The 22102-nt window shown below is 66.4% G+C and carries 20 protein-coding genes; 14 read left to right on the forward strand and 6 right to left on the reverse strand.

Annotated features, from left to right (window positions below; genetic code table 11):
• The first annotated feature begins 87 nt into the window (after positions 1–87).
• A complete protein-coding gene (locus ACW5IY_RS18340) occupies positions 88–1146 on the forward strand; it encodes an NAD(P)-dependent alcohol dehydrogenase (RefSeq protein WP_005419275.1) in 1059 nt (352 codons plus the stop codon).
• A gap of 88 nt (positions 1147–1234) precedes the next feature.
• Here ACW5IY_RS18340 and ACW5IY_RS18345 read toward each other — a convergent pair whose 3' ends face one another.
• The gene (locus ACW5IY_RS18345; RefSeq protein ID WP_049435366.1) at positions 1235–2599 is read right to left on the reverse strand and encodes a glutamate--cysteine ligase; all 1365 of its coding nucleotides are present in this window, start codon (positions 2597–2599) and stop codon (positions 1235–1237) included.
• Between the two features lie 152 nt (positions 2600–2751).
• Between ACW5IY_RS18345 and ACW5IY_RS18350 the strand changes: the two genes are divergently transcribed.
• The 3 genes from ACW5IY_RS18350 to ACW5IY_RS18360 all read left to right on the forward strand — a co-directional run bounded on the left by ACW5IY_RS18350 (position 2752) and on the right by ACW5IY_RS18360 (position 5980).
• Positions 2752–3456: a VIT1/CCC1 transporter family protein gene (locus ACW5IY_RS18350; RefSeq protein ID WP_049435367.1), complete on the forward strand. Its 705-nt coding sequence runs from the start codon at positions 2752–2754 to the stop codon at positions 3454–3456.
• Positions 3453–4277, forward strand: a complete 825-nt coding sequence (locus ACW5IY_RS18355; protein ID WP_043400074.1) for a helix-turn-helix transcriptional regulator — start codon at positions 3453–3455, stop codon at positions 4275–4277. The genes ACW5IY_RS18350 and ACW5IY_RS18355 overlap by 4 nt, the downstream gene beginning before the upstream one ends.
• Before the next feature lie 728 nt (positions 4278–5005).
• Positions 5006–5980, forward strand: a complete 975-nt coding sequence (locus ACW5IY_RS18360) for an MBL fold metallo-hydrolase (RefSeq protein WP_049434217.1) — start codon at positions 5006–5008, stop codon at positions 5978–5980.
• Between the two features lie 105 nt (positions 5981–6085).
• On the opposite strand, the gene yihA is transcribed toward ACW5IY_RS18360, so the two are convergent.
• The gene (gene yihA, locus ACW5IY_RS18365; protein ID WP_014038472.1) at positions 6086–6688 is read right to left on the reverse strand and encodes a ribosome biogenesis GTP-binding protein YihA/YsxC; all 603 of its coding nucleotides are present in this window, start codon (positions 6686–6688) and stop codon (positions 6086–6088) included.
• Between the two features lie 156 nt (positions 6689–6844).
• Here yihA and ACW5IY_RS18370 point away from each other — a divergent pair, with 156 nt between their 5' ends.
• From ACW5IY_RS18370 to ACW5IY_RS18385, 4 genes are all read left to right on the forward strand, one after another.
• Positions 6845–7645 carry a c-type cytochrome gene (locus tag ACW5IY_RS18370; RefSeq protein ID WP_043401710.1) on the forward strand — a complete coding sequence of 267 codons (801 nt, stop codon included), beginning with the start codon at positions 6845–6847 and terminating at the stop codon, positions 7643–7645.
• A 106-nt stretch (positions 7646–7751) separates the two neighbouring features.
• Positions 7752–8402, forward strand: coding sequence for a thiol:disulfide interchange protein DsbA/DsbL (locus ACW5IY_RS18375; protein ID WP_049434220.1), 651 nt, complete (start codon positions 7752–7754; stop codon positions 8400–8402).
• 106 nt (positions 8403–8508) lie between these two features.
• Positions 8509–9339 carry a thiol:disulfide interchange protein DsbA/DsbL gene (locus ACW5IY_RS18380; protein WP_049409093.1) on the forward strand — a complete coding sequence of 277 codons (831 nt, stop codon included), beginning with the start codon at positions 8509–8511 and terminating at the stop codon, positions 9337–9339.
• A 53-nt stretch (positions 9340–9392) separates the two neighbouring features.
• Positions 9393–10130: an endonuclease/exonuclease/phosphatase family protein gene (locus ACW5IY_RS18385; protein WP_005419292.1), complete on the forward strand. Its 738-nt coding sequence runs from the start codon at positions 9393–9395 to the stop codon at positions 10128–10130.
• A gap of 78 nt (positions 10131–10208) precedes the next feature.
• On the opposite strand, the gene ACW5IY_RS18390 is transcribed toward ACW5IY_RS18385, so the two are convergent.
• On the reverse strand, positions 10209–11084 hold the full coding sequence (locus ACW5IY_RS18390; RefSeq protein ID WP_049434282.1) for an EamA family transporter: 876 nt from the start codon (positions 11082–11084) through the stop codon (positions 10209–10211).
• A 72-nt stretch (positions 11085–11156) separates the two neighbouring features.
• Here ACW5IY_RS18390 and ACW5IY_RS18395 point away from each other — a divergent pair, with 72 nt between their 5' ends.
• The 3 genes from ACW5IY_RS18395 (at position 11157) to fhuE (ending at position 14579) form a co-directional block, all read left to right on the forward strand.
• Positions 11157–11639, forward strand: a complete 483-nt coding sequence (locus tag ACW5IY_RS18395; RefSeq protein ID WP_019336685.1) for an Lrp/AsnC family transcriptional regulator — start codon at positions 11157–11159, stop codon at positions 11637–11639.
• Positions 11640–11716: 77 nt separating this feature from the next.
• Positions 11717–12268 carry a M23 family metallopeptidase gene (locus ACW5IY_RS18400; protein WP_049434226.1) on the forward strand — a complete coding sequence of 184 codons (552 nt, stop codon included), beginning with the start codon at positions 11717–11719 and terminating at the stop codon, positions 12266–12268.
• A 172-nt stretch (positions 12269–12440) separates the two neighbouring features.
• Positions 12441–14579: a ferric-rhodotorulic acid/ferric-coprogen receptor FhuE gene (gene fhuE, locus ACW5IY_RS18405; RefSeq protein WP_049434227.1), complete on the forward strand. Its 2139-nt coding sequence runs from the start codon at positions 12441–12443 to the stop codon at positions 14577–14579.
• Positions 14580–14711: 132 nt separating this feature from the next.
• Here the strand turns inward: fhuE and ACW5IY_RS18410 are convergent, their stop codons facing one another.
• Both ACW5IY_RS18410 and ACW5IY_RS18415 read right to left on the reverse strand, forming a co-directional pair.
• A complete protein-coding gene (locus tag ACW5IY_RS18410; protein WP_049434229.1) occupies positions 14712–17573 on the reverse strand; it encodes a TonB-dependent receptor in 2862 nt (953 codons plus the stop codon).
• Between the two features lie 117 nt (positions 17574–17690).
• Positions 17691–17936: a hypothetical protein gene (locus ACW5IY_RS18415; RefSeq protein WP_152906625.1), complete on the reverse strand. Its 246-nt coding sequence runs from the start codon at positions 17934–17936 to the stop codon at positions 17691–17693.
• 267 nt (positions 17937–18203) lie between these two features.
• On the opposite strand from ACW5IY_RS18415, the gene ACW5IY_RS18420 reads away from it, so the two are divergent.
• Complete coding sequence (locus ACW5IY_RS18420; protein WP_152906195.1) at positions 18204–19091, forward strand: hypothetical protein; 888 nt, start codon at positions 18204–18206, stop codon at positions 19089–19091.
• A gap of 55 nt (positions 19092–19146) precedes the next feature.
• Here ACW5IY_RS18420 and ACW5IY_RS18425 read toward each other — a convergent pair whose 3' ends face one another.
• Positions 19147–19554, reverse strand: coding sequence for an ExbD/TolR family protein (locus ACW5IY_RS18425; protein WP_019338425.1), 408 nt, complete (start codon positions 19552–19554; stop codon positions 19147–19149).
• A 151-nt stretch (positions 19555–19705) separates the two neighbouring features.
• Between ACW5IY_RS18425 and ACW5IY_RS18430 the strand changes: the two genes are divergently transcribed.
• Positions 19706–21691 (forward strand): transglycosylase SLT domain-containing protein, encoded by a 1986-nt coding sequence (locus ACW5IY_RS18430; protein ID WP_049434233.1) that lies wholly within the window; start codon positions 19706–19708, stop codon positions 21689–21691.
• A gap of 119 nt (positions 21692–21810) precedes the next feature.
• Positions 21811–22047, forward strand: a complete 237-nt coding sequence (locus ACW5IY_RS18435) for a hypothetical protein (RefSeq protein WP_049429401.1) — start codon at positions 21811–21813, stop codon at positions 22045–22047.
• Positions 22048–22102 lie beyond the last annotated feature (55 nt).

A 22102-nucleotide genomic window follows, 5' to 3' on the forward strand; every position in this document is an offset into this window, starting at 1 on the left:
TGAATCATGCCGATATCCGCGCTTTCTGCCGCTGGGAACGGGGCGTATTGTAAAACGCCTTTCGACAAACCCTGCCAAGGATTCCCCATGTCCCTCGCCCGTGGTTACGCCGCCCATTCACATACCGATCCGCTGATCCCGTACGAATTCGAACGCCGCGCGGTCGGCCCGGACGATGTGCGCATCGAGATCCTCTACAGCGGCATCTGCCATTCCGACCTGCACCAGGCCCGCGACGACTGGGGTGGCTCGATCTACCCGATGGTGCCGGGCCACGAGATCATCGGCCGCGTGACCGAGGTCGGCAGCAACGTCACCCGCTTCAAGGTCGGCGACCACGCCGGCGTCGGCTGCATGGTCGATTCCTGCCGTCACTGCGATGCCTGCGAGCACGACCTGGAGCAGTACTGCGCCGAAGGCGCGACCTGGACCTACAACGGCCGTGAACGCGAAAGCGGCGCACCGACCTACGGTGGCTATTCGGACCACGTGGTGGTCGAGCAGCGCTTCGTGGTGAAGGTGTCCGACACCCTCGACCTGAAGGCGGCCGCGCCGCTGCTGTGCGCCGGCATCACCACCTGGTCGCCGCTGCGCCACTGGAAGGTCGGCCCGGGCCAGAAGGTCGGCGTGATCGGCCTCGGTGGCCTCGGCCACATGGGCGTGAAGTTCGCCAAGGCGCTCGGCGCGCACGTGGTGATGATCACCACCACCCCGGAAAAGGGTGCCGATGCCAAGCGCCTGGGCGCCGATGAAGTGCTGGTCTCGCGCGATGCCGCGCAGATGAAGGCGCATGCCGGCAGCTTCGACTTCCTGCTCAACACCATCCCGGTCGGCCATGACACCAACCCGTACATGGGCCTGCTCAAGCGCGAGGCCACCATGTGCCTGGTCGGCGTGCTGACCGAACTGGACCCGCCGCTGACCGGTGGCAGCGTGATCTTCGGCCGCAAGCACCTGACCGGCTCGGCGATCGGTGGCATGGCTGAGACCCAGGAAATGATGGATTTCTGTGCCGAGCACGGCATCGTCAGCGACGTCGAGATGATCGACATCAAGAACGTCAACGAAGCCTGGGAACGCATGGCGAAGAACGATGTGCGCTACCGCTTCGTGATCGACATGGCGACGATGAAGAACGCGGCCTGATCCAAGGCAGGTGTGAAAAAGAAAAACCCCGGCAGTGCCGGGGTTTTTTCATCGCGTGCCGACCAAGGTCGGCACCCACCCAACATCATCAATACGCGAACTCGCGGAACACCGGATCGACGTCGCCGTGCCAGCGGCCATGGAACAGCGCCAGCTTGCGCTCGGCCGGGGTCAGCCCGGATTCGACGATCTCCTGAAGCACGTCCAGGAACTTGCTCTCGTCCTGGCCATCGGCATTGCGCGCGGCACGGCGCTTGAGGCCTTCCACTGAAATCTTCACCGCCTCGCGGGCCAGGTCGCGCACCGTGCCGTTGCGGAACGGCAGGTTCATCGCATGCTTCGGTACACCATCGCGCAGTGCATGGCGCTCGGCCAGGGTGAAGTCACGCACCAGGTCCCAGGCGGCATCCAGCGCGGTGTCGTCGTACAGCAGGCCCACCCAGAACGCCGGCAGCGCGCACAGGCGGCTCCACGGGCCACCGTCGGCGCCGCGCATTTCCAGGTATTTCTTCAGGCGCACTTCGGGGAAGGCGGTGGTCATGTGGTCCGACCAGTCGCGCAGAGTCGGCAGCGCACCCGGCAACACCGGCAACTTGGCCTGCATGAAATCGCGGAAGCTCTGCCCGCTGGCGTCGTGGTAGATGCCATCGCGGTAGGAGAAATACATCGGCACGTCGAGCAGGTAATCGACATAGCGCTCGTAACCGAAGCCATCCTCGAACACGAAGTCGAGCATGCCGGTGCGGTCGGCATCGGTATCGGTCCAGATGTGCGAGCGGTAGCTCAGGTAGCCGTTGGGCCTGCCTTCGGTGAACGGCGAATCGGCGAACAGCGCGGTGGCGATCGGCTGCAGCGCCAGCGACACGCGGAACTTCTTCACCATGTCCGCTTCGGTCGCGTAGTCCAGGTTCACCTGCACCGTGCAGGTGCGGGTCATCATGTCCAGGCCGAGCGAACCGACCTTGGGCATGTACGCGCGCATGATCTTGTAGCGGCCCTTCGGCATCCAAGGCATCTCATCGCGCTTCCACTTCGGCTGGAAGCCCATGCCGAGGAAGCCCAGCTGCAGCTCACCGGCCACCTGTGCCACTTCATTCAGATGAGTGCCGGTCTCCACGCAGGTCTGGTGGATGGTCTCCAGCGCCGCTCCGGACAGTTCCAACTGACCGGCCGGTTCCAGCGTCACCGAGGCGCCATCGCGCAGCAGGGCGATGGTGTTGCCGTTTTCCTGCACCGGCTCCCAGCCGAAGCGGACCAGCCCATTGAGCAGCGCTTCGATGCCGCGCTCGCCTTCAAAGGTCGGCGGGCGAAGGTCATCCAGGCGGAACCCGAACTTCTCGTGCTCGGTGCCGATGCGCCACTGCGCGCGGGGCTTCTCGCCGGAGGCGATCACCTCCACCAGCTGCGAGCGGTCGGTAATGGGGGTATCGGCGACGTGGCTGGGGCTCGACAAGGGGGTGGCTCGCTGGACAGTGGCAGGGGATGTGGGGCCCAGGGCCTTCCATCGCAAGGGCGCACTATAGCGTGGCACTCTGCTGCGTCATGCGACGGTGACGGGTTTCAGCATCCTACCGACGCCCTCTTGACCCTCGTACACTCGGGGGCATGAGCCGCCATTCACGACACCCCGAACTGCACCGCTCCGAGCGCGTCGGCTGGCTGCGTGCCGCCGTGCTGGGGGCCAACGATGGCATCGTCTCGGTGGCCGGCCTGGTGGTCGGTGTGGCCGCCAGCGGCGCCTCCGCTGCGACCATCCTGGCCACCGGCGTGGCCGGCACCGTGGCCGGCGCGATGTCGATGGCCGCCGGCGAGTATGTCTCGGTGCAGACCCAGGCCGACACCGAAGACGCCGACCTGGCGATGGAAAAGCGCGAGCTGCGCGAAGACCCGCACAGCGAGCTGGAAGAGCTGGCCGCGATCTACCGCCACCGCGGACTGGAACCGGCGCTGGCACGGCAGGTGGCCGAACAGCTCACCGCGCACGACGCGCTCGGTGCCCACGCCCGCGACGAGCTGGGCATTACCGATACCCTGCGCGCACGCCCCCTGCAGGCAGCGCTGGCCTCGGCCGGCGCCTTCACCTGCGGTGCGGCACTGCCCGTGCTGACCGCGCTGCTCGCGCCGGTCGACAAGGTCGCGATGATGACCACCGCCAGCACCCTGCTCGGCCTGTGCCTGACCGGCGCAATGGCAGCCCAGGCCGGCGGCGCACCGCCGGTACGCGGCGCGATCCGGGTGATGTTCTGGGGCGCGCTGGCGATGGCCGCGGCCGCCGGCGTCGGTCGCCTGCTCGGCGCACACGTGACATGACCGCCATGCTGCCCGCGGCCACCGCACTGCTGGCCGAGATGGCCAGCCTGGCCGGCTGCGAGCGCGCCGACGGCTATGCCTGCATCACCGCACGTCGCGAGCATGGCGCCAGCTCGGTGGAGATTCCGCAACCGCAGTTCGCGATCCTGCTGGAAGGCCGCAAGCAGGTACGTACCGCTCATCAGTCTCTGGCGTTCGTTCCCGGCGACATCCTGCTGCTGACCCAGCGCTGCCGCATCGATGTGGTCAACACCCCCGACCCGCGCAGTGGCCGTTACCTCAGCGCCATCGTGCCGCTGTGTGCCGAAGTGCTGGCGGCCGCTCGCACGCTGTGGAGCGAGGGGCTTCCCGCGCCTGGTCAGGCGATGGCGCGACTGCCGTTGATCGAACATGGCGCGGTACTGCGCCAATGGCGCCAGTCGCTGCAGGACGGGCGTTACAGCGAAGCACGATTGGCCCTGGCCTCGCTGGTACTAACCCTGTGCCGGCAGGGCCACGGCAACCTGCTGCTGCCGCAGGCGCCGAGCCTGGGTGAACAGATCCGCGACCGCATCGCCGCCGAACCGGCACGCGATTGGCAGTCGCGCGATGTGGAAGAACAGTTCGCGCTGAGTGGTGCGACCCTGCGCCGTCGACTCGCCGCCGAGGACACCAGCCTGCGCCAGCTGCTCACCGAGGCACGGCTGGCGCATGGCATGCAGCTGCTCTACACCACGGACCTGCCGTTGAAGACCGTGGCCGCACGCGCGGGCTATCGGTCCGCGGCGAGTTTCAGCAAGCGCTTCGCCGAGCAGTACGGACTGGCTCCCACCGACATTTGAGGGGGTTCGGCAGGGCTGCGCCCTGCACCCGCCGAAGCGAGAGCAAGAGCCGGAGCAACAGCAACAGCGTGCATTCCGTGGGATGGCGGGGCGGTGTGGGTGGGCAGGACACGCCGTAAACCCCGCTCCGCGGTCCGGCCCAGCCGCTGGCGGCTGTGCGTTCGGGCGCTTGCGAAGCAATGCTTCGCAAGCAAAGCCCCCTCACCCATGGGGGCTCGATGGCGCCATCCATGGCGCCAACGGTCCTGCCCACCCACACCGCCCCACCTCTGACAGATTTCTGCGGCTGTTGGTAGGTGTCGACCTAGGTCGACACGATTTTTCTGTCAGATATCGAAATCGATCTGGGGTCAGATCCGTTTTCCTGCGGAAAACGGATCTGACCCCAAGAGCATTTCCAACAGATCGCGGAAAACTGTCGAAGGCGGGGTGGGTCCGGTTGCGGGGGCGTGAGCCGCATGGATGCGGCGACCGAGCTTACATGGACGTACTTGCAGCGTCCCCCGCAACCGGACCCACCCCGCCATCCCACAGATAGCCCGCTGTTGCTGTTGCTTCGGCTGCTGCTATTGCTTCGGCTGTTGCCGTTGCCTCTGCGGGTGCAGGGCGCAGCCCTGCAGACCCCCCCCTTCCCTGAGCATTCCGCGCAGTGGTTTGAGCGCCGCGCACACGCCAGCCACGCCACGCTATGCGGTAACGGAACCGTCCGTCGCCCACCGAGAACCACCATGACCCTGCGCCACCTGCCCCTGCGCTCCGCCCTGCTGCTGGCCCTGTCGTCCCTGCCGCTGGCCGCACTGGCCGAAGCCACCTCGCCCGCTCCCACCCAGCAGGTGCCGGGCGTCTATCACCAGCGCGTCGGCGCACTGCAGGTCACCGCCCTGTTCGACGGCGTGGTCGCACTGGGCCGGCAGGAAGTGGTGGACGTGCCGCCCACGCTGGTCAGCCGCCTGCTGGAAGGCCGCTACGTGCCCGAAGACAAGAAAGGCCTGCAGACCGCGATCAACGCCTTCCTGGTGCGCCAGGGCAACCACCTGACCCTGGTCGATACCGGCACCGCGCAGTGCTTCGGCCCCGGCCTGGGCCAGGTGCTGGGCAATCTGCGCGCCTCCGGCGTGGACCCGGCCGAGGTGGACGAGGTGCTGCTGACCCATGCCCATCCGGACCACCTGTGCGGGGTGCTCGACGCGCAGGGCAAGCCCGCCTACCCGAATGCCACGGTGTGGCTGTCCAAGGCCGATGCCGACTACTGGCTCAACCCGGCCAGCGAGGCCACCGCGCCGAAGGGCGTGCGCTTCGCCTTCCCGCTGGCACGCAACGCGGTGGCGCCCTACCAGGCCAGCGGCCACCTGCGCACTTTCAGCCCCGGCGATGCCCTGCCCGGTGGCGCGGTGGCGATGGACACCCATGGCCATACGCCCGGCCATGTCTCCTACCGGTTCGACAGCCAGGGCCAGTCACTGCTGGTGTGGGGCGATGTGCTGCACTTCCATGCGGTGCAGTTCGCGCATCCGGAGGCGGCATTCGAGGCCGATTCGGACCGCAAGGCGGCCATCGCCAGCCGGCGCGGGCTGCTGCAGCAGGCCACCGTCAACGGTTGGTGGGTGGCCGGTGCGCATCTGCCGTTCCCCGGCCTGGGCCACGTGCGTGGCGAGGGTAAGGCCTATGCGTGGGTGCCGGCGGAGTACTCGCCGTTGAAATGAGCCGATGAGCCCTTGTAGAGCCGAGCTCATGCTCGGCTACCGGGCCTGGCCGCGCTGCGCGCGGCAGCCGAGCGTGGGCTCGGCTCTACAGGAAAACCGGAAGCCTTATTCCAGCCCCAGCCAGCCGCCGATCACGCCGCGGGCTTCGTCCACACCGGTACGGTCTTCGCCTGAGAACACCTGCACGCTCACGCTGTCGCCATAGGCCGATTGCAGCTCCTTGCGCACCTTCTGCAGGGACTGCATCTGCTGGCTGCGGCTGAGCTTGTCGGCCTTGGTCAGCAGCGCGTGCGCCGGCAGGCCACGCTGCACGGCATAGGACAGCATCTGCCGGTCGTAGTCCTTCAGCGGATGGCGGATATCCATCACCACCACCAGGCCCTTCAAGGCTTCGCGGGTGCGGAAATACCTGTCGATGAAGGCCTGCCAGTGCGCCTGCAGGTCCAGCGGCACCTTGGCGTAGCCGTAACCGGGCAGGTCGACCAGATGCGCTTCCGGGGTGACCTGGAAGAACACCAGCTGCTGGGTACGGCCGGGGGTCTTGGAGACACGGGCCAGGGCGTTCTGGCGGGTCAGCGCGTTGAGCGCACTGGACTTGCCGGCGTTGGAGCGGCCGGCGAAGGCCACTTCGGCCCCTTCGTCGGGGGGCAGCTGCCGCACGTTGTGGGCCGAAAGGTGGTAACGGGCGCGTTCGATGAGCAATGACATGTGCCTAGGATCGCATGTTGCGGCGCCGCGCGCCCGTGCCGGCGGCCGTTGCGGGCATTTTGCTGCACTGCTGCGTTGACCGTGCGCGGAAACGGCGTTGATAATCCGGGCGATGCCGGCGGCCACCGCCCGGCCCGGTCCATACGGAGCTTCAGCATGCGCCACGCTCGCGTTCTTGCCGTATCCGCCCTTGCCACTGCTGTAGTCGTTGCCGCTGCTGCGTTCGCGCAGACCACGTTGACCCCGCTGCCCGACAACGGGCCGATCCGCACCGCCTCGCTGGAAGTGGATTTCAGCAAGACCACCTGGGGCGACGCCAAGGCCGGCCAGACCAAGGCCTCGGCCTGCGCGGCCTGCCATGGCGCCGACGGCAATTCCACAGTGGAGATGTACCCGTCCATCGCCGGCCAGAGCGAACGCTACGTCGCCCAGCAGATGGCCCTGATCGCCAACGGCCAGCGCAGCTCCGGTGCGGCGGTGGCGATGGTGCCGTTCGTGCAGAACCTCACCCCGCAGGACATGCGCGACATCGGCGCGTTCTTCGCCACCCAGAAGGCCACCGCCGGCATCGCCGATGACACGGCGGTCACCGACGGCCCCTACAAGGGCATGAAGTTCTACGAGATCGGCCAGCAGCTGTACCGCGGCGGCGACGCCAAGCGCGGCCTGCCGGCCTGCATGGCCTGCCACGGCCCCAGCGGGGCCGGTAATCCCGGCCCGGCCTATCCGCACATTGGTGGCCAGCACGCCAGCTATGTCGCGCGCCGCCTGCAGGAATACCAGGCCGGCCAGACCAACGAGACCGACAAGGCGCACTTCCAGATCATGGCTGCGGTTGCGCAGAAGCTGAGCGAACAGGAGGTGCAGGCGCTGTCGAGCTACCTGCAGGGCCTGCACAACAAGGCCGACGACGTGGCCGTTGCCACCACGCCGGCACAACCGGCTGCCGCCCCCTGAGCACCTTTGGTCGGCCGGGGCCGCCACCGCGGCCCTCGCCTGCGGTATGTTTCCTTCACGCCGGCGACCGCGCCGGCGTTGCTTTTTTCAACGGAGATGCGTGTCGATGAGGTTGATTTCCCGCCTGCTGTTGTCTGTGCTGGTGCTGCTGCCGCTGGTAGCCTGCGCCGCAACCCCTGCCAATGCCCCGCTGGTCGAGGGCAAAGACTACGAGCGCATCGCCCAGCCGGGCCCGTTCCAGCCGCTGGCCGGCAAGATCGAGGTGGTCGAAGTCTTCGGCTACACCTGCCCGCACTGCGCCCGTTTCGAACCGCAGCTGGAAGCCTGGGCAGCCAAGCTGCCGGCCGACGTGCGCTTCACCCCGGTTCCGGCGGCCTTCGGCGGCGCCTGGGACGCCTGGGCCCTGGCCTACTACGCCGCCGACGAAGTCGGCGTGGCCAAGCGCAGCCACGGCGCCGTGTTCAAGGCCCTGCACCAGGACGGCTCGCTGCCGATGCAGAACGTTTCGGCCGATGAGCTCGCCACCTTCTACAAGGCCTACGGCGTGACCCCGGACCGTTACCTGCAGGCCCTGCGCGGCGATGCCGTACAGAAGAAGGTCGATGCCGCCCGCGCGTTCGCCCAGCGCACCAGGATCCCGGGGACCCCGGCGCTGATCATCAACGGCCAGTACCTGGTCCGTGGCGACAGCTTCGACGACCAGCTGCGCATCGCCTCGGCGCTGATCACCCAGGCCCGCGCCGCCCGCGGCCGCTGAACCAACACCCACCACCGACACGGCGCTGTCGCCGCCGCGTGTCATCATTTCCCCCTGGCCGGCGCATGACGCCGGCCCCACCTTTCCAGATGCTGGAGACGTTTCCATGAAGATCCGTTACGCCCTCGCCCTCGCAGCGCTGCTGCCAATCCTGGCTGCCTGCAAGGCCGACGACGGCAGCACCAACACCACCGCGGCCCCGGCCGAACCGGCTGCAGCTCCGGCGACCACCGAACCGGCTGCGCCGGCCGCGGGTACCGAAGGCGCCGCACCGGCCGCTGCCGAAGGCGAGAAGGCCTCGGCTGAAGCCGCACCGGCCACTGCACCGGCCCCGACCACCGCCGCGCTGACCGGCCCGGCCCCGGTGGAAGGCGCCGACTACCAGGTGATCCCGAACGGCCAGCCGTTCCAGCCGGCCGCCGGCAAGATCGAAGTGACCGAGATCTTCGGCTACGTCTGCCCGGCCTGCGCCGCGTTCCAGCCGCTGGTCGGCCCGTGGAAGGCCGGCCTGCCGAGCGATGTGAACTTCGTCTACGTGCCGGCCATGTTCGGCGGCACCTGGGACAACTACGCCCGTGCCTTCTACGCCGCGCAGACCCTGGGCGTGCAGGAGAAGACCCACGAAGCCCTGTACGCTGCCATCCATTCGCAGAAGACCCTGAAGGGCGAGCGCGGCACCGATTCGGTTGACGACATCGCCAAGTTCTACGGTGCCTACGGCGTGGATCCGAAGCAGTTCGCCGCCACCATGGGCAGCTTCGCAGTGAATGCCAAGACCAACTCGGCCAAGCAGTTCGCGCAGCGCAGCCAGATCAGCGGCACCCCTTCGATCATTGTCAACGGCAAGTACCTGGTGAAGGGCAAGAGCTTCCCGGACATGCTGCGCATTGCCGACCACCTGATCGCCCGCGAACGCGGTGCGGCCCAGGCTCACTGATCCAAGAGAAGCGTTTCCCGGCCGTGAATTCCCCCCGTACACGGACCCTGCGCTTGCTGACGGCCAACATCCAGGCCGGCTCAAGTACCCGCCGCTACAGCGACTATGTGACCCGCAGCTGGTCACATGCGCTGCCGGCGGGTCGCAAGCGCAGCAGCCTGGACGCGATCGCCACCCTGGCGCGCGAACATGACATCGTCGGCCTGCAGGAGGCCGACCCGGGCAGCCTGCGCTCGGGCTTCACCAACCAGACCCACTACCTGGCCCAGCGTGCCGGCTTCAACTACTGGAGCCACCAGCCGAACCGGCGCATGGGCGGGGTCGCGTCCAGCGCCAATGGCCTGCTGAGCAAGCTCGAACCGGTGGAAGTGCAGGACCACGCCCTGCCAGGCCGCATCGGTGGGCGTGGCGTGCTGCTGGCCAAGTTCGGCGACGGTGCCGACGGCTTGGCGGTGGCGGTGGCCCATCTGTCATTGGGCGCGGGCTCACGGATGTCGCAGCTGGGCTTCATCGCCGAGCTGTTGTCCGACCACCCCAACGCGGTGCTGATGGGCGACTTCAACTGCCTGGCCGAGCGCCCGGAAATGCAGGTGCTGTACCAGAAGACCCGGCTGCAGCCCCCGGGCTGCATCGTGCCGACCTTCCCCAGCTGGCGCCCCGACCGCGCCATCGACCACATCCTGGTCAGCAGCGGCCTGCAGACCCGCACCGTGGAAGCCGTACCGGCCGCATTCTCCGATCACCTCGCCCTGGCGATGCAGATCGACGTCCCGGCCGACGCCCTGCGCTGAACGCTCCTGGTAGGTGCCAACCTTGGTTGGCACGCCGCTCTGGTGGGTGCGGACCGTTGGTCCGCACGCTCTCCGCCGCTACCCGGCCTGCACCACTGGCACCTTCAACCGCCGCGCGGTCATCGTGCTGCCCACCGAGGCCAGCACCGTGCAGCCGATCGCCAGCCACTGCAGCCCGTGCAGGTGCTCGTGCAGCAGCAGCATCGCCCACAGCGCGGCCACCGCCGGTTCCATGCTGATCAGGATGCCGAACGTTTCCTTCGGCAGGCGCTTGAGCGCCATCATCTCAAGCGACATCGGGATCGCGCTGGAGACCAGCGCCACCAGCAGGCCGGCCGCCAGGATCTTCGGGTCGAGCAGCGCGGCGCCGGCATGCACCACGCCCACCGGCACCACCACCAGCGACGCGGCCAGCAGCCCCAGCGAGACCGAATGCCCCGCGTGCAGATGACCGGCACGCTTGCCGAACACGATGTACAGGCCCCAGCACGCCGCTGCGCCCATCGCATACAGCACACCGGCCGGATCCAGCGCCGGGCCGCCGCCCAGCGGCAGCAGCAGCAACAGCCCGACCACAGCACAGCCCACCCAGACGAAATCGATGGGGCGTCGTGACGACAGCATCGCCACCGTCAGCGGCCCGGTGAACTCGATGGCCACCGCGATGCCGAAGGGAATCGTGCGCAGGGCCATGTAGAACAGCAGGTTCATCAGGCCCAGGGTGAGCCCGTAGCGCAGGATGGTGATCGCATCCACGCGACTGGTCTTCCAGCGCCATGGCCGCCAGAACAGCAGCAGCAACAGCGCCGAGAAGCCCACGCGCAGCGCGCTGGTGCCCTGGGCGCCGATCAGCGGGAACAGGTGTTTTGCGTAGGAGGTACCGATGGCCAGCGAGGTGACCGAGCCGAGCACCGCCAGCGCCGGCAACATCGGCGCGAGTCGTGAGGTCTGCATGCGCAAAGTCTATTGCGCCGGCGCCGAGCACTTGGCTCAATTGACAGCCCGTTCGTGCAACTTCTGCTCGCCATGGCCACCGCCCCCGTGCTCGACAGTTTCGACCGCGCCATCCTCGACCTGCTGCAGCGGGACAACACCCTGCCGCAGCGCGAAATCGCCGAGGCCGTGCACCTGTCCACCCCGGCCGTGCAACGCCGCATCAAGCGCCTGCAGGACAGCGGCGTGATCGCGGCCAATGTGGCGGTGGTCGCCGCGGCCAAGGTCGGGCGGCCGCTGACCATCATCGTCGAGGTCCGCGTGGTCAGCGAGCAACGCGAACGCGTGGCGCCGTTCAAGCGCCGCGTGCAGGAGGACCCCGCCGTGCAGCAGTGCTACTCGATCACCGGCGATGGCGATTTCCTGCTGCTGCTTTCGGCGGCGTCGATGGAAGAATACGAGGCGATCACCGAGCGGTTGTTCGGCGGCGATGACAACATCGAGCGCTTCCGCACCTCGGTGGCACTGGGCACGTTGAAGCGGAGTTTCGAAGTGCCGCTGCTGCCGGTCCTGTAGCGTCGAGCCATGCTCGACGGCCTTTTGACCGCAAAGCTGAAGCAGTCGAGCATGGCTCGACTCTACACTCCGAAACCATGAGCACATCGCCCTCCCCCGCCCACCGCCTGCGCCGCTGGCTGCTGCGCGGCCTGTGGCTGACCATTGCCGTCCTTGCGATGATGGCGTTGTGGAACAGTCCCTGGGCCGCCGCACCGAAGATGCTGTGGGCACTCTCACGGATGCCGCCAGCCGCCGAGCTGCCGGTACCGGTGGACGGCGTGCGGCCACGCCAGATTGCCGATACCTTCGGTGCGCCGCGAGGCCGTGACCGCTCCCACGCCGGCATCGACATCTTCGCCAGGCGCGGCACGCCAGTGCGCAGCGCCACGGCCGGTGTCGTCGCGGATGTCAGCGAACGTGGGCTCGGCGGGCGCCAGGTGTGGGTGATCGGGCCCGGACGCGAGCGCTACTACTACGCGCACCTGGAAAGCTGGGCCGATGGCCTGGCGCGTGGCCAGGTGGTCCAGGCCGGCGACCTGCTCGGCCATGTGGGCGACAGCGGCAACGCCAAGGGCACGCCGCCGCACCTGCACTGGGGCATCTACGGCACCGACGGCACCCGCGACCCGCTGCCACTGCTGCGCTGACCGCCATTGCGTACCCGCGCACTGATCCGCTCATGATTTGTAAATAGGAATAGTTCGTATTACCATTTCTTTCGTTTCCGGTGGTGCCAGGACGGCCTGCCCGTCCTCTCCCTACCCGTAGCGCCTCGCCTCCTGGATGCCGGCCGATCGCGCGTGCTCGCCCAGGACCCCCATGAACCGTTCCGCCTTCCGTACCCCGCCGCCGCAGCGGCTGTCCGTTGCCGTGCTCGCCGTTCTCTGCGCCGTGGCCCCGGCCGCCTTCGCCGACACCGCCGCCGACCCGACCACGCTGGACAAGGTCGTCGTCAAGGGCGAACGCGCCGAAGGCTACTCGGTGCACCGCACCTCGGCCGGTACCCGCTTCGATCTGGCGCCGCGCGAGATCCCGCAGTCGGTCAGCATCATCAGCCACCAGCGCATCGAAGATCAGAAGCTGGACGACATCATCGACGTGCTGGCCAACACCACCGGCGTCACCAGCACCCAGTCCGACAGCGAGCGCACCGAGTTCTACGCGCGCGGCTTCTACATCGATGCCTACCAGTTCGACGGCCTGCCGACGCAGATGGTGCAGAACTGGAGCTACGGCGATTCCGGCCTGGACCTGGCGCTGTATGACCGCGTTGAAGTGGTGCGCGGTGCCACCGGCCTGCTCAGCGGTGCCGGCAATCCGTCGGCGTCGGTGAACCTGATCCGCAAGCATGCCGACAGCGCCGAACTGACCGGCAGCGTCTCGGTGAACGTCGGCAGCTGGGGCCGCACCCGCACCACCGTGGACGTGGGCAGCGCGCTCAACGCCAGTGGCACGGTGCGCGGCCGGGTGATCGGCAGCTACCTGGACACCGATGGCCAGATGGACCGCTACAACCAGCGCAAGACGCTGGGCTACGCCGTCATCGACGCCGACCTGACCCCGGATACGCAGCTGAGCGTGGGCTACGACTACCAGCAGAAGCGCGCCAATGGCGCGACCTGGGGCGGCTTCCCGATGTGGTACGCCGATGGCAGCCCGACGAACTATCCGACCTCGTTCAATCCGTCGCCGGATTGGACCTACTGGGATACCACCAGCAAGCGTCCGTTCGCCACCCTGCAGCACGCCTTCAGCAATGGCTGGAAGTTCAAGATCGGCGCCACCCACGACCGCACCAAGGCCGATGACAAGCTGTTCTATCCGGCCTACACCGCGTTCGACAAGGCCACGGGCACAGGCGTCACGCCGATGGCCGGCTTCTACAACACCGAGCGCAAGGTCGACGGCATTGATGGCTACATCGACGGTCCGTTCCAGCTGTTCGGCCGCGAACACCAGTTCATGGCCGGCCTGAGCTACAACAAGCGCGAGTTCGCCAACTACGGTGACTTCCAGATGGGCGGCCCCGGCACCGGCTGGAACCCCTTCAGCTCCTATCTCGACTGGACCGGCAACATCGCCCAGCCGAACTGGAACCCGCTGGCGCTGGCCAGCCAGGGCACCATCACCCAGAAGGCCGGCTATGCCGCCACCCGTCTGTCGCTGGCTGATCCGCTGAAGCTGATCCTCGGTGCGCGCTACACCAACTGGAAGAGCGAAGGCGAGAACGACGACCGCGAACACAAGGTGACCACCCCGTACGCCGGCCTGGTGTATGACATCAACGACACCTACTCCGCGTACGCCAGCTACACCGAGATCTTCCAGCCGCAGACCGCGCGCGACCGCAACGGCCGTTATCTCGATCCGGTAGACGGCAAGAGCTACGAGGTGGGCGTCAAGGGCGCCTGGTTCGACAACCGTCTGAACGCCTCGCTGGCGGTGTTCCGCATCGAGCAGGACAACGTCGCCCAGGTCACCAGCGAGCCGATCATCGGCCGCCCGGGTGAATTCGCCTCGATCGCTGCACGCGGTACCGTCAGCCGTGGCTTCGAGTTCGAAGTGAACGGCGAACTGGCACCCGGCTGGAACGCGACCTTCGGTGCTTCGCGCTATGTGGCAAAGGACATCAACGGCGCCGACATCAACACCAACCTGCCGCAGACCGCATTGAAGCTGTTCACCAGCTACACCCCGCAGTCGCTGCAGGCGCTGACCGTCGGTGGCGGTGCCAACTGGCAGAACCGCATCTACTACGCCGCACCGGTGGTGGGCCGCTTCGAACAGGAAGGCTATGCGCTGGTCAGTGCCTTCGTGCGCTACCGCATCTCGCCGGAGTTCAGCGTGCAGGCCAACCTCAACAACCTGCTCGACAAGAAGTACTACTCGCAGATCACCGGCTACGGTGCATACGGCGACGGCCGCAATGGCTCGCTGACGTTCACCTGGGCGTTCTGATCAGGCGCGGGGCACGATCGCCCCGCACCTGTAGAGCCGAGCCCACGCTCGGCTGATTCTCTGAGCCGAGCGTGGGCTCGGCTCTACACCAGCAAGGCGGCGCCGGAACTGACCGGCACTGCCACCGTTACATCAGAAGCGCAGGTCCGCGCGCAGGTACCAGTAGCGGCCACGCGGGATGTCATAGGTCGAGGCGTCGTAACCGTTCAACGAACACGACAGGCAGATCGGCGGATCCTTGTCGAACACGTTGTTCAGGCCGGCCGTCAGCTGCAGCCCCTTCATCCAGTCGATCTTGTAGCCCACCTGCATGTCATGGAAGGTGGTGGCCGACAGCGTATTGGTGCCCGCAGCCTGGTTGCTGCAGACCGGGAACACGGAAGCGTCACCGCAGTTTTCGGTCAGTTCGGAGATATGCCGCACGGTCCAGTTGGCGCTCCAGCGATCCAGCGTCCAGCCGATGCTGGCATTGCTGGTCCATTCCGGAATCGAGCTGTCGGCCACTTCCACGCCCGGCTTCTGCGGCTGCTTCTGGCCCGCCGCACCGGTGGCTTCGTAGCGACCCACGAAGGTGTTCTTCCAGCCCAGCTTGAACTGGCCGATCGAGCTCTGCGGCAACGTCCAGAACAGATCCACATCCCAGCCATCGGTCTTGATCGAACCCAGATTGGTCAGGCGGTTGTTGAAGCTGCTGACCGCACCGGTGCTGGCACGGGTGATGCCGTTGCAGTAGATCGGGTCCAGCGTGTCCACGCACAGGTCCAGCTGGGTCTGCGCGTTGATTGCCTGGATCGCGCCGTCGATGGCATGGCGGTAGAAGGTCACTTCCACATCGAAGCGCTCCGACCACGAACTGTTGCTGCCAAACCATGGGCTCCACACGAAGCCTGCGCTGAAGCTGCGCGAGCGTTCCGGATCCAGCTCGCGGTTGCCGCCAGTGGTCACCGAGATCTGCGAGTTGGCCTGCTGGAACCCGGCCGGTACGCCCAGCGCAGCACAGTTGGCCGCGCTGCCACGCGGCGGCGTACCGCCCAGGCCCACCGAGCACGGATCGAACAGCTGCAGGTCGGCACGCGCGGCCGAGCCGTACAGCTCACCGATCGATGGTGCACGGAAGCCTTCGGCATAGGTCGTGCGCAGCACGAAGTCATCGGTCACCTGCCAGCGCAGGCCGTACTTGGGCGTGAATTCACCACCGAAGGTGGAGTAGTCCGAGTAGCGCCCGGCCAGGCTCAGGTCCAGCTTCTTGCCGAAGGTCGAATCGGCGAAGATCGGCACGCTCAACTCCAGATACGCCTCGTTGACGTCATAGGAGCCCGAGGTCGGCTGCGACGGCACGCCGTTGTAGTGGCCGGCCACCGTCAGCGGATCGGGCTGGTACGAACCCTCGTACTTGCGATACTCGAAGCCGGTAGCGAACGACACCGGGCCGGCCGGCAGCGTGAACAGGTCGCTGGACAGGTTGGCGGTGAACAGGCTCAGTTCGTTCTGGCTGCGGTCACGCACCACCGGCTGGATCCACTTCAGCATGTCCGGGGTGATCGAACCGACACCGCCGAAGATGTTCAGCGGCACGCAGCCCGGCGTCGCCGCACAGACCGACGGATCGCCCAGCGCCATGTTGACGTTGTAGATGTTGTAGCTGCCGTAGTTGGTCTGTTCGGCCTTGTTCTTGCTGTACATGCCGTTGACGTCCCAGTACCAGCTGCGGTCAGCCGCCTGGAAGTTGCCGACGAAGCCGGTGGCGAAATACGTGGTGTCCACTTCCTGCTTGAACACGCGCGCGCCGCCTTCCACCGGGCGGCGGCCGATCAGGCTCAGGTTGTCACCCGAGACCAGGTCGAAGCCGAACGGGTTGTACGGATTGCGCGCGGACACGGTGATGTTGTCGGCCAGTGGATTGCCGGTGGCACCATCGGGGCCGAAGAACAGCGGCTCCGGGCCGGCCTGGTTGGTCGACTCACGACGGTTGCCCAGTGCCTTGACGTACCACTGCACGTTGTCGGTGATGTCGAAGCGGAACTGGCCGAACAGGCCCTTACGCTCCGAGGGCGTCAGCACCATGTTGTACTCGGCGAAATTGAACCGGTCGGCGCTGGTGAAGCAGTGATAGTCATCGGTGCGCGCGCAGCCGGCGCTGCCGTCGTAGCGCGGGTTGCTCACGCCGGTATTGGGAACGATGTTCTGCACCGCGCCGGTGTTCGGGTCGGTGAACATGAAACGACCCTGCGGAATGCCACCGCTGCCGAACGCCAGCCCGGTGCCGGGAATCGGGAAGCGCGACTGCTCGCGGTCCTTGGCAAACACCGGATCCTGCTTGGTCCAGCTGGCGCCCAGGAACAGGCTGAAGCGGTCGCCGCTCTTGCCCCAGGCCAGGTCCACGCCCTTCTGCGTGCCATCGCCCTTGCTGTACTCGCCATAGTTCAGGGTCACCTGGCCGCCATCGAAGTCACGGCGGGTGATGATGTTGACCACGCCGGCAATGGCATCGGAGCCGTACAGCGACGACGCGCCATCTTCCAGCACTTCGATGCGCTCGACGATGGCCAGCGGAATGGTATTGAGATCGGTGGCCGAGCCGACGCCGGATGCGGAGGACTCATTGACCCAGCGGATGCCGTCAACCAGCACGAGCACGCGCTTGGCGCCCAGGTGGCGCAGGTCCACCTGCGCCGAGCCGGCACCTACACCACTGCCATCGGGCGGGAAGCCGAAGTTGCCGGACGAGTTGAACTTGGCGTTGAGCGCCGAACCGGAACCGGTGAGCTGCTGCAGCACTTCGCCGATCGAGGTCAGGCCGGTGCGTTCGATATCGCCGCGCGTCAGCGTCTGGATCGGCACCTGGCCCTCCACCTCAGCGCGCTTGATGCGGGTACCGGTGACTTCCACCGCATCCAGGTTGGTGGTGGATTGTGCAGCGGCACCCAACGGTGCCAGGGTCATCACGCACAGCGCGACGGCAACCGCCAAAGGGCGGTGGTGCAGGTGATTCATTCGCTCTCTCTCCAAAGGAATGTCGGGACATGGGCCGCCGCACTCCCTCCCTGCATGGCGGCGCCGTCTCCTTTGTAAACAAGTGGTAAAAATCGCGGCGTGATGATCGACACTCTTTCACGCGGAATTGACGTAATTGCAGGCCGATTGCGTCAGATAGCTGCAGGTTATGACCGGACGATACTGTTCACCGCAGGCAGCCTTGATGCAGGCTGCGACAGCGGCTTCCCGGCTTTCCCGCAATTGGGCAAGTGCTCTTGCCGATCCGTCCAACGACAATGCGCCGGTGCCATCGGCAGCATGATCATCGCCGTTGCCGTCGGTTGACGGCGTCGAACAGATCGCATTTGAGCTGGAACTCATACCAAGATGGCGAGTAATCCATAGGCAGGAGCCCTTGCAATGACGGACTGCAGATCGCCGGGATCACCGTGCGAACCTGAGGCACTCAATGGCTGCTCTTTTGGCTGCTGCCATCTCGATGACAGAGCCACATGCATCGACCAGCTTGAATCTACGAAGCAAATTCAGACAACGCTTAGGAATAGTTTGAAAACTGCCCGTCAAACGAATTTCCGGGGCCAACCAAGGTGAGACTGAGAGCCCCAGTCATTCTCATGAGGCTCAATTGTGAAAACAATCACCGTCATGATCCATGTCGCGGTTGTCACGGCATTGCTTCTGTTCCCTACAAGCGAATCGAGAGCGGGGGGCCTGATTGAATGCAACAACTGTGCCTCTCCCAAAGATGCAGCCCTGATGTCAGGCTCCGGGTTGGCGGTTGTAATGGACTTCGAAAAAGCCCGACTGAGCGCCTTCGAAGTTGAATATGATCGCGAGATCAGAAAGTGGCGCGCACTTTCGACACCGGTTCCCGCACAGATTCAAATGGCCTTCCTACGGATTCTGGATTCGACGTCAGCCTTTCGAGGGCCACCTGAAGGGGCCCACGCGATGGCAGGAGGCGGATCAGTGGTCGTGCTGCATCCAGACAACCCCGGAAACTCCAATGGAGTGAGGTTCCCCGAGTCTTACAAGTCCTCCAATACCTTTGACATCGTCGCCTCAGCCACACTGCGAACCCGACTTGGCCAGTATCTAGCCACAGAACTGGCAGGAGCCAATACGGGAAGCCCAACCTGGAACAGTATTGCGCTCTCGATTCAACAAGCGGCCCTGAACTGGGCAGGCCTCAAAGGTGGCGGATCCATAACAATAATGATCACATGGCGTGACGGATCGAAGACGCTTTATCGAGTAACACCGGACAACGTTGCCGAAGCGAAGTATCAGAAGGGCGAAAGTCGCGACAGCACAGGCAACAAGGTTCCTGACGAATCCATCGCCGACCCGATCTCCGCCCCTTCGTACGCCGGACAATACTATTTCGGCCAGCATGGCGACCTGGACAACTGGGTCAGATCCGCACAGATGTATGGAGTCCCCGTCCAGCGCGGAAGCAGCAGCCGCATCTCGTGCAGCTGGGATGGTCGCACAGTCTACTGCCAGCAATACTGACACCCTCATCCGCCGCTCATGTCGCAATCTCCCCATGAGCGGCGGTTTAGATACGCTATCGCACGAAAGCAATGCGCTCCATGCCAGTGGCTTCGGCCGCAGCCAATATCCGCGCCATGCCTTCGTACTCGGCCGCCGGATCGGTGGCGATGCGCAGCTCCGGCAGGTTGCCGGCATGTTCACCCGCCTGTGCCTGCAGGCGCGCCTGCAGTTCGCCGATCGCCATCGGCTGGCCATTCCAGCTGAGCTGGTTGGCAGCGTCCAGGCGCAGCTCGATCGGCGGTGGCGGTTCGGGACGGTCGACCACCCGATCGGTGGCCTGCGGCAATTGCACGGCAATCGGCCGGGCCACGATCGGCGCGGTCACGATGAAGATGATCAACAGCACCAGCATCACATCCACCAGTGGCGTGACATTGATGTCCGCCAGCGGTCCGCTTCTTCCTGCGCTACTGAACGCCATGTGCCGCTCCCTGCAGCCGGGCCGTTCGCCCAAGGCCGACGTTACGACGCCTCCCATCCGCTGCGGCAGTGGCCTGCGCGGGGTCATTCAGCTGTCGTTGCCGACGCTCGGCGTGCACGCAATGCGAAACTGAATTCAGCCATCGCCCGCTATGCTGGTCGCCATGACCCGACGCACTTCAACTGCCCTGTCCCTGCTGCCCTTGGCCACCACGCTGCTGATCGGCTGCGCCAACGCCCAGTCCCTCGACGCCCAGAACGCGCAGCTGAAGGCTGCGATCGCTGCCGCCGAACGCGGCCAGTTCGATCCCGGCCAGGCCGCTGCACTCAGCCGCCATCCGGCTTACGGATGGCTGGAGTACGCCAACCTGCGCCGCAACATCGACACCGTCGATACCGCGCAGGCACAGGCCTTCCTCAAGCGCTATGACGGCCAGGCCGTGGCCAGCACGTTCCGCAGCGTGTGGCTGCCCTCGGTCGCACGCCGCCAGGACTGGCCTACCCTGCTCGCCAACTGGGTCCCCACCGACAACGCCGGCCTGCGCTGTGCGCAGCTGACCGCGCGCCAGGTGACGGGCAAGGTCGATCCGCAGTGGATCAGTGAAGCGCAGGATCTGTGGCGCAAGAACGGCAAGTCGCTGCCGGACGGCTGTGATGCCGTTTTCGCCGTGCTGCAGGCGCAAGGTGGCCTGAGCGACGCCCTGCGCTGGGAACGCATCGATGCCGCCGCCGACGCCCAGCAGCCGGCCGTGATGCGCAGCGCTGCACGTGGCCTGCCTGCCACCGAGTTGGCGCTGGCGAACACCTACGCCGCCTTTGTCGACAGGCCCAATGCCAGCGCCCTGAACTGGCCGCGCAACGAGCGCAGCCGGCGCATCGCCACCGATGGCCTGGCCAAGCTGGCCAAGGCCGACCCGGCCGCCACCGAACAGCAGCTGCCGCAGTATGCCCAGGCGCTGGGCCTGAGTGCCGAGCAGCAGGGCCAGGTGCTGTACCAGATCGCACTGTGGACGGTGGCTTCCTACCTGCCCGATTCGGCGCGCCGCCTCAACGCGGTGCCGGAATCGGCGTATGACGAACGCCTGCACGAATGGCGCGTGCGCGAAGCGATGTCGCGCGGTGACTGGCCGGCGGCGCTGACCGCGATCCGCAAGATGGCCAGCAAGCAGCGCAGCGACCCGCGCTGGCGCTACTTCGAAGGCCGCATGCTGGAGAAGACCGGGCAGGCCCAACAGGCGCAGCCGTTGTTCCGCGATGCGGCGCGTGCCCCCACCTTCCACGGTTTCCTGGCCGCCGACAAGCTGCAGCAGGGCTACACCCTGTGCCCGTGGAAGCCGAATGACAGCGCGCAGGCACAGGCAGTGGTCGCGCGCGATCCGGCCATCCAGCGCGCGATGGCGCTGTACCAGATCGACCGCGCCGGCTGGGCCGTGGCCGAATGGAACAGCGCGCTGTCGCGCTTCGATGACACCCAGCGCCGCCTGGCGGTACGCGTGGCGCAGGACAACGGCTGGTTCGACCGCGCCGTGTTCGCGCTCGGCAAGCAGCCGCAGGAACAGCGCCTGTACGACCTGCGTTTCCCGCTGCACCACGACGCCACCATCCGCCGCGAATCGGCACGCAACGCGATCGATCCGGCCTGGGTAGCGGCGGAAATCCGCGCCGAGAGCACCTTCACTCCGCGTGCGCGCTCGCCTGCCAACGCCATGGGCCTGATGCAGGTGCTGCCGGCCACCGGTGCCGGTGTGGCCAAGTCGATCGGCCTGACCGGCTACGGCGGTGCCGACAGCCTCTACGACCCGGACACCAACATTGCCATCGGCACCGCCTACCTGCGCCAGCTGATGAACAAGTACGATGGCCTGCCGTACGTGACCATCGCCGCCTACAACGCCGGCCCGACCCCGACCGCACGCTGGCAGGGCCAGCGCCCGGGCTTTGATCCGGACCTGTGGATCGAGACGATCAGCTACAAGGAAACCCGCGAATACGTCGCGCGTGTGCTGGCCTTCAGCGTGATCTACGACTGGCGCCTCAATGGCGATGCGCTGCCGCTGAGTGACCGCCTGATGGGCCGTCTGGTGGACAAGCGCAAGAGCTTCAGCTGCGCGGCCAACGCCGACCAGGGCGGCGATTGATCGCACTGCATCTGTAGAGCCGAGCCCATGCTCGGCTGCGGTTCGTTCCGGTCGCGTTGCCACACGATGAGCCGAGCATGGGCTCGGCTCTACATGATCACCCAGGGGAGGGGAAAACAATGAGCCTGCTGGCCTGGATCGGGATATTCGCCGCCTGGAGCCTGTTCGCCACCTGGGTGCTGCGCTGGGGTGGCGCGGCCTGGATGGAAGGCTGGAAGTCGCTGGCCTTCGTCGACAGCTGGGGCAGCCTGTGGGACGAAGCGCAGATCAAGCTGTATTTCCTCTGCCTGTGGATCGTCTACGGCCTGTGGTTCCTGGCCGGCCTGTTCGTGCCGGAGTGGCGCGGCCTGCCGTGATGGCTCTGCATCGGTCGTGCCGGAACATCTGGGCCGGCCATGCGATCATCCCCCC

This window comes from Stenotrophomonas sp. C-A (genome assembly GCF_054030835.1).

Excerpts from the sequence above, each read along its gene's own strand:
- ACW5IY_RS18340 (WP_005419275.1), top strand. The coding sequence starts at position 88 with ATGTCCCTCGCCCGTGGTTACGCCGCCCATTCACATACCGATCCGCTG.
- ACW5IY_RS18350 (WP_049435367.1), top strand. The coding sequence starts at position 2,752 with ATGAGCCGCCATTCACGACACCCCGAACTGCACCGCTCCGAGCGCGTC.
- ACW5IY_RS18355 (WP_043400074.1), top strand. The coding sequence starts at position 3,453 with ATGACCGCCATGCTGCCCGCGGCCACCGCACTGCTGGCCGAGATGGCC.
- ACW5IY_RS18360 (WP_049434217.1), top strand. The coding sequence starts at position 5,006 with ATGACCCTGCGCCACCTGCCCCTGCGCTCCGCCCTGCTGCTGGCCCTG.
- yihA (WP_014038472.1), bottom strand. The coding sequence starts at position 6,688 with ATGTCATTGCTCATCGAACGCGCCCGTTACCACCTTTCGGCCCACAAC.
- ACW5IY_RS18370 (WP_043401710.1), top strand. The coding sequence starts at position 6,845 with ATGCGCCACGCTCGCGTTCTTGCCGTATCCGCCCTTGCCACTGCTGTA.
- ACW5IY_RS18375 (WP_049434220.1), top strand. The coding sequence starts at position 7,752 with ATGAGGTTGATTTCCCGCCTGCTGTTGTCTGTGCTGGTGCTGCTGCCG.
- ACW5IY_RS18380 (WP_049409093.1), top strand. The coding sequence starts at position 8,509 with ATGAAGATCCGTTACGCCCTCGCCCTCGCAGCGCTGCTGCCAATCCTG.
- ACW5IY_RS18390 (WP_049434282.1), bottom strand. The coding sequence starts at position 11,084 with ATGCAGACCTCACGACTCGCGCCGATGTTGCCGGCGCTGGCGGTGCTC.
- ACW5IY_RS18395 (WP_019336685.1), top strand. The coding sequence starts at position 11,157 with ATGGCCACCGCCCCCGTGCTCGACAGTTTCGACCGCGCCATCCTCGAC.
- ACW5IY_RS18400 (WP_049434226.1), top strand. The coding sequence starts at position 11,717 with ATGAGCACATCGCCCTCCCCCGCCCACCGCCTGCGCCGCTGGCTGCTG.
- fhuE (WP_049434227.1), top strand. The coding sequence starts at position 12,441 with ATGAACCGTTCCGCCTTCCGTACCCCGCCGCCGCAGCGGCTGTCCGTT.
- ACW5IY_RS18410 (WP_049434229.1), bottom strand. The coding sequence starts at position 17,573 with ATGAATCACCTGCACCACCGCCCTTTGGCGGTTGCCGTCGCGCTGTGC.
- ACW5IY_RS18415 (WP_152906625.1), bottom strand. The coding sequence starts at position 17,936 with ATGAGTTCCAGCTCAAATGCGATCTGTTCGACGCCGTCAACCGACGGC.
- ACW5IY_RS18425 (WP_019338425.1), bottom strand. The coding sequence starts at position 19,554 with ATGGCGTTCAGTAGCGCAGGAAGAAGCGGACCGCTGGCGGACATCAAT.
- ACW5IY_RS18430 (WP_049434233.1), top strand. The coding sequence starts at position 19,706 with ATGCTGGTCGCCATGACCCGACGCACTTCAACTGCCCTGTCCCTGCTG.
- ACW5IY_RS18435 (WP_049429401.1), top strand. The coding sequence starts at position 21,811 with ATGAGCCTGCTGGCCTGGATCGGGATATTCGCCGCCTGGAGCCTGTTC.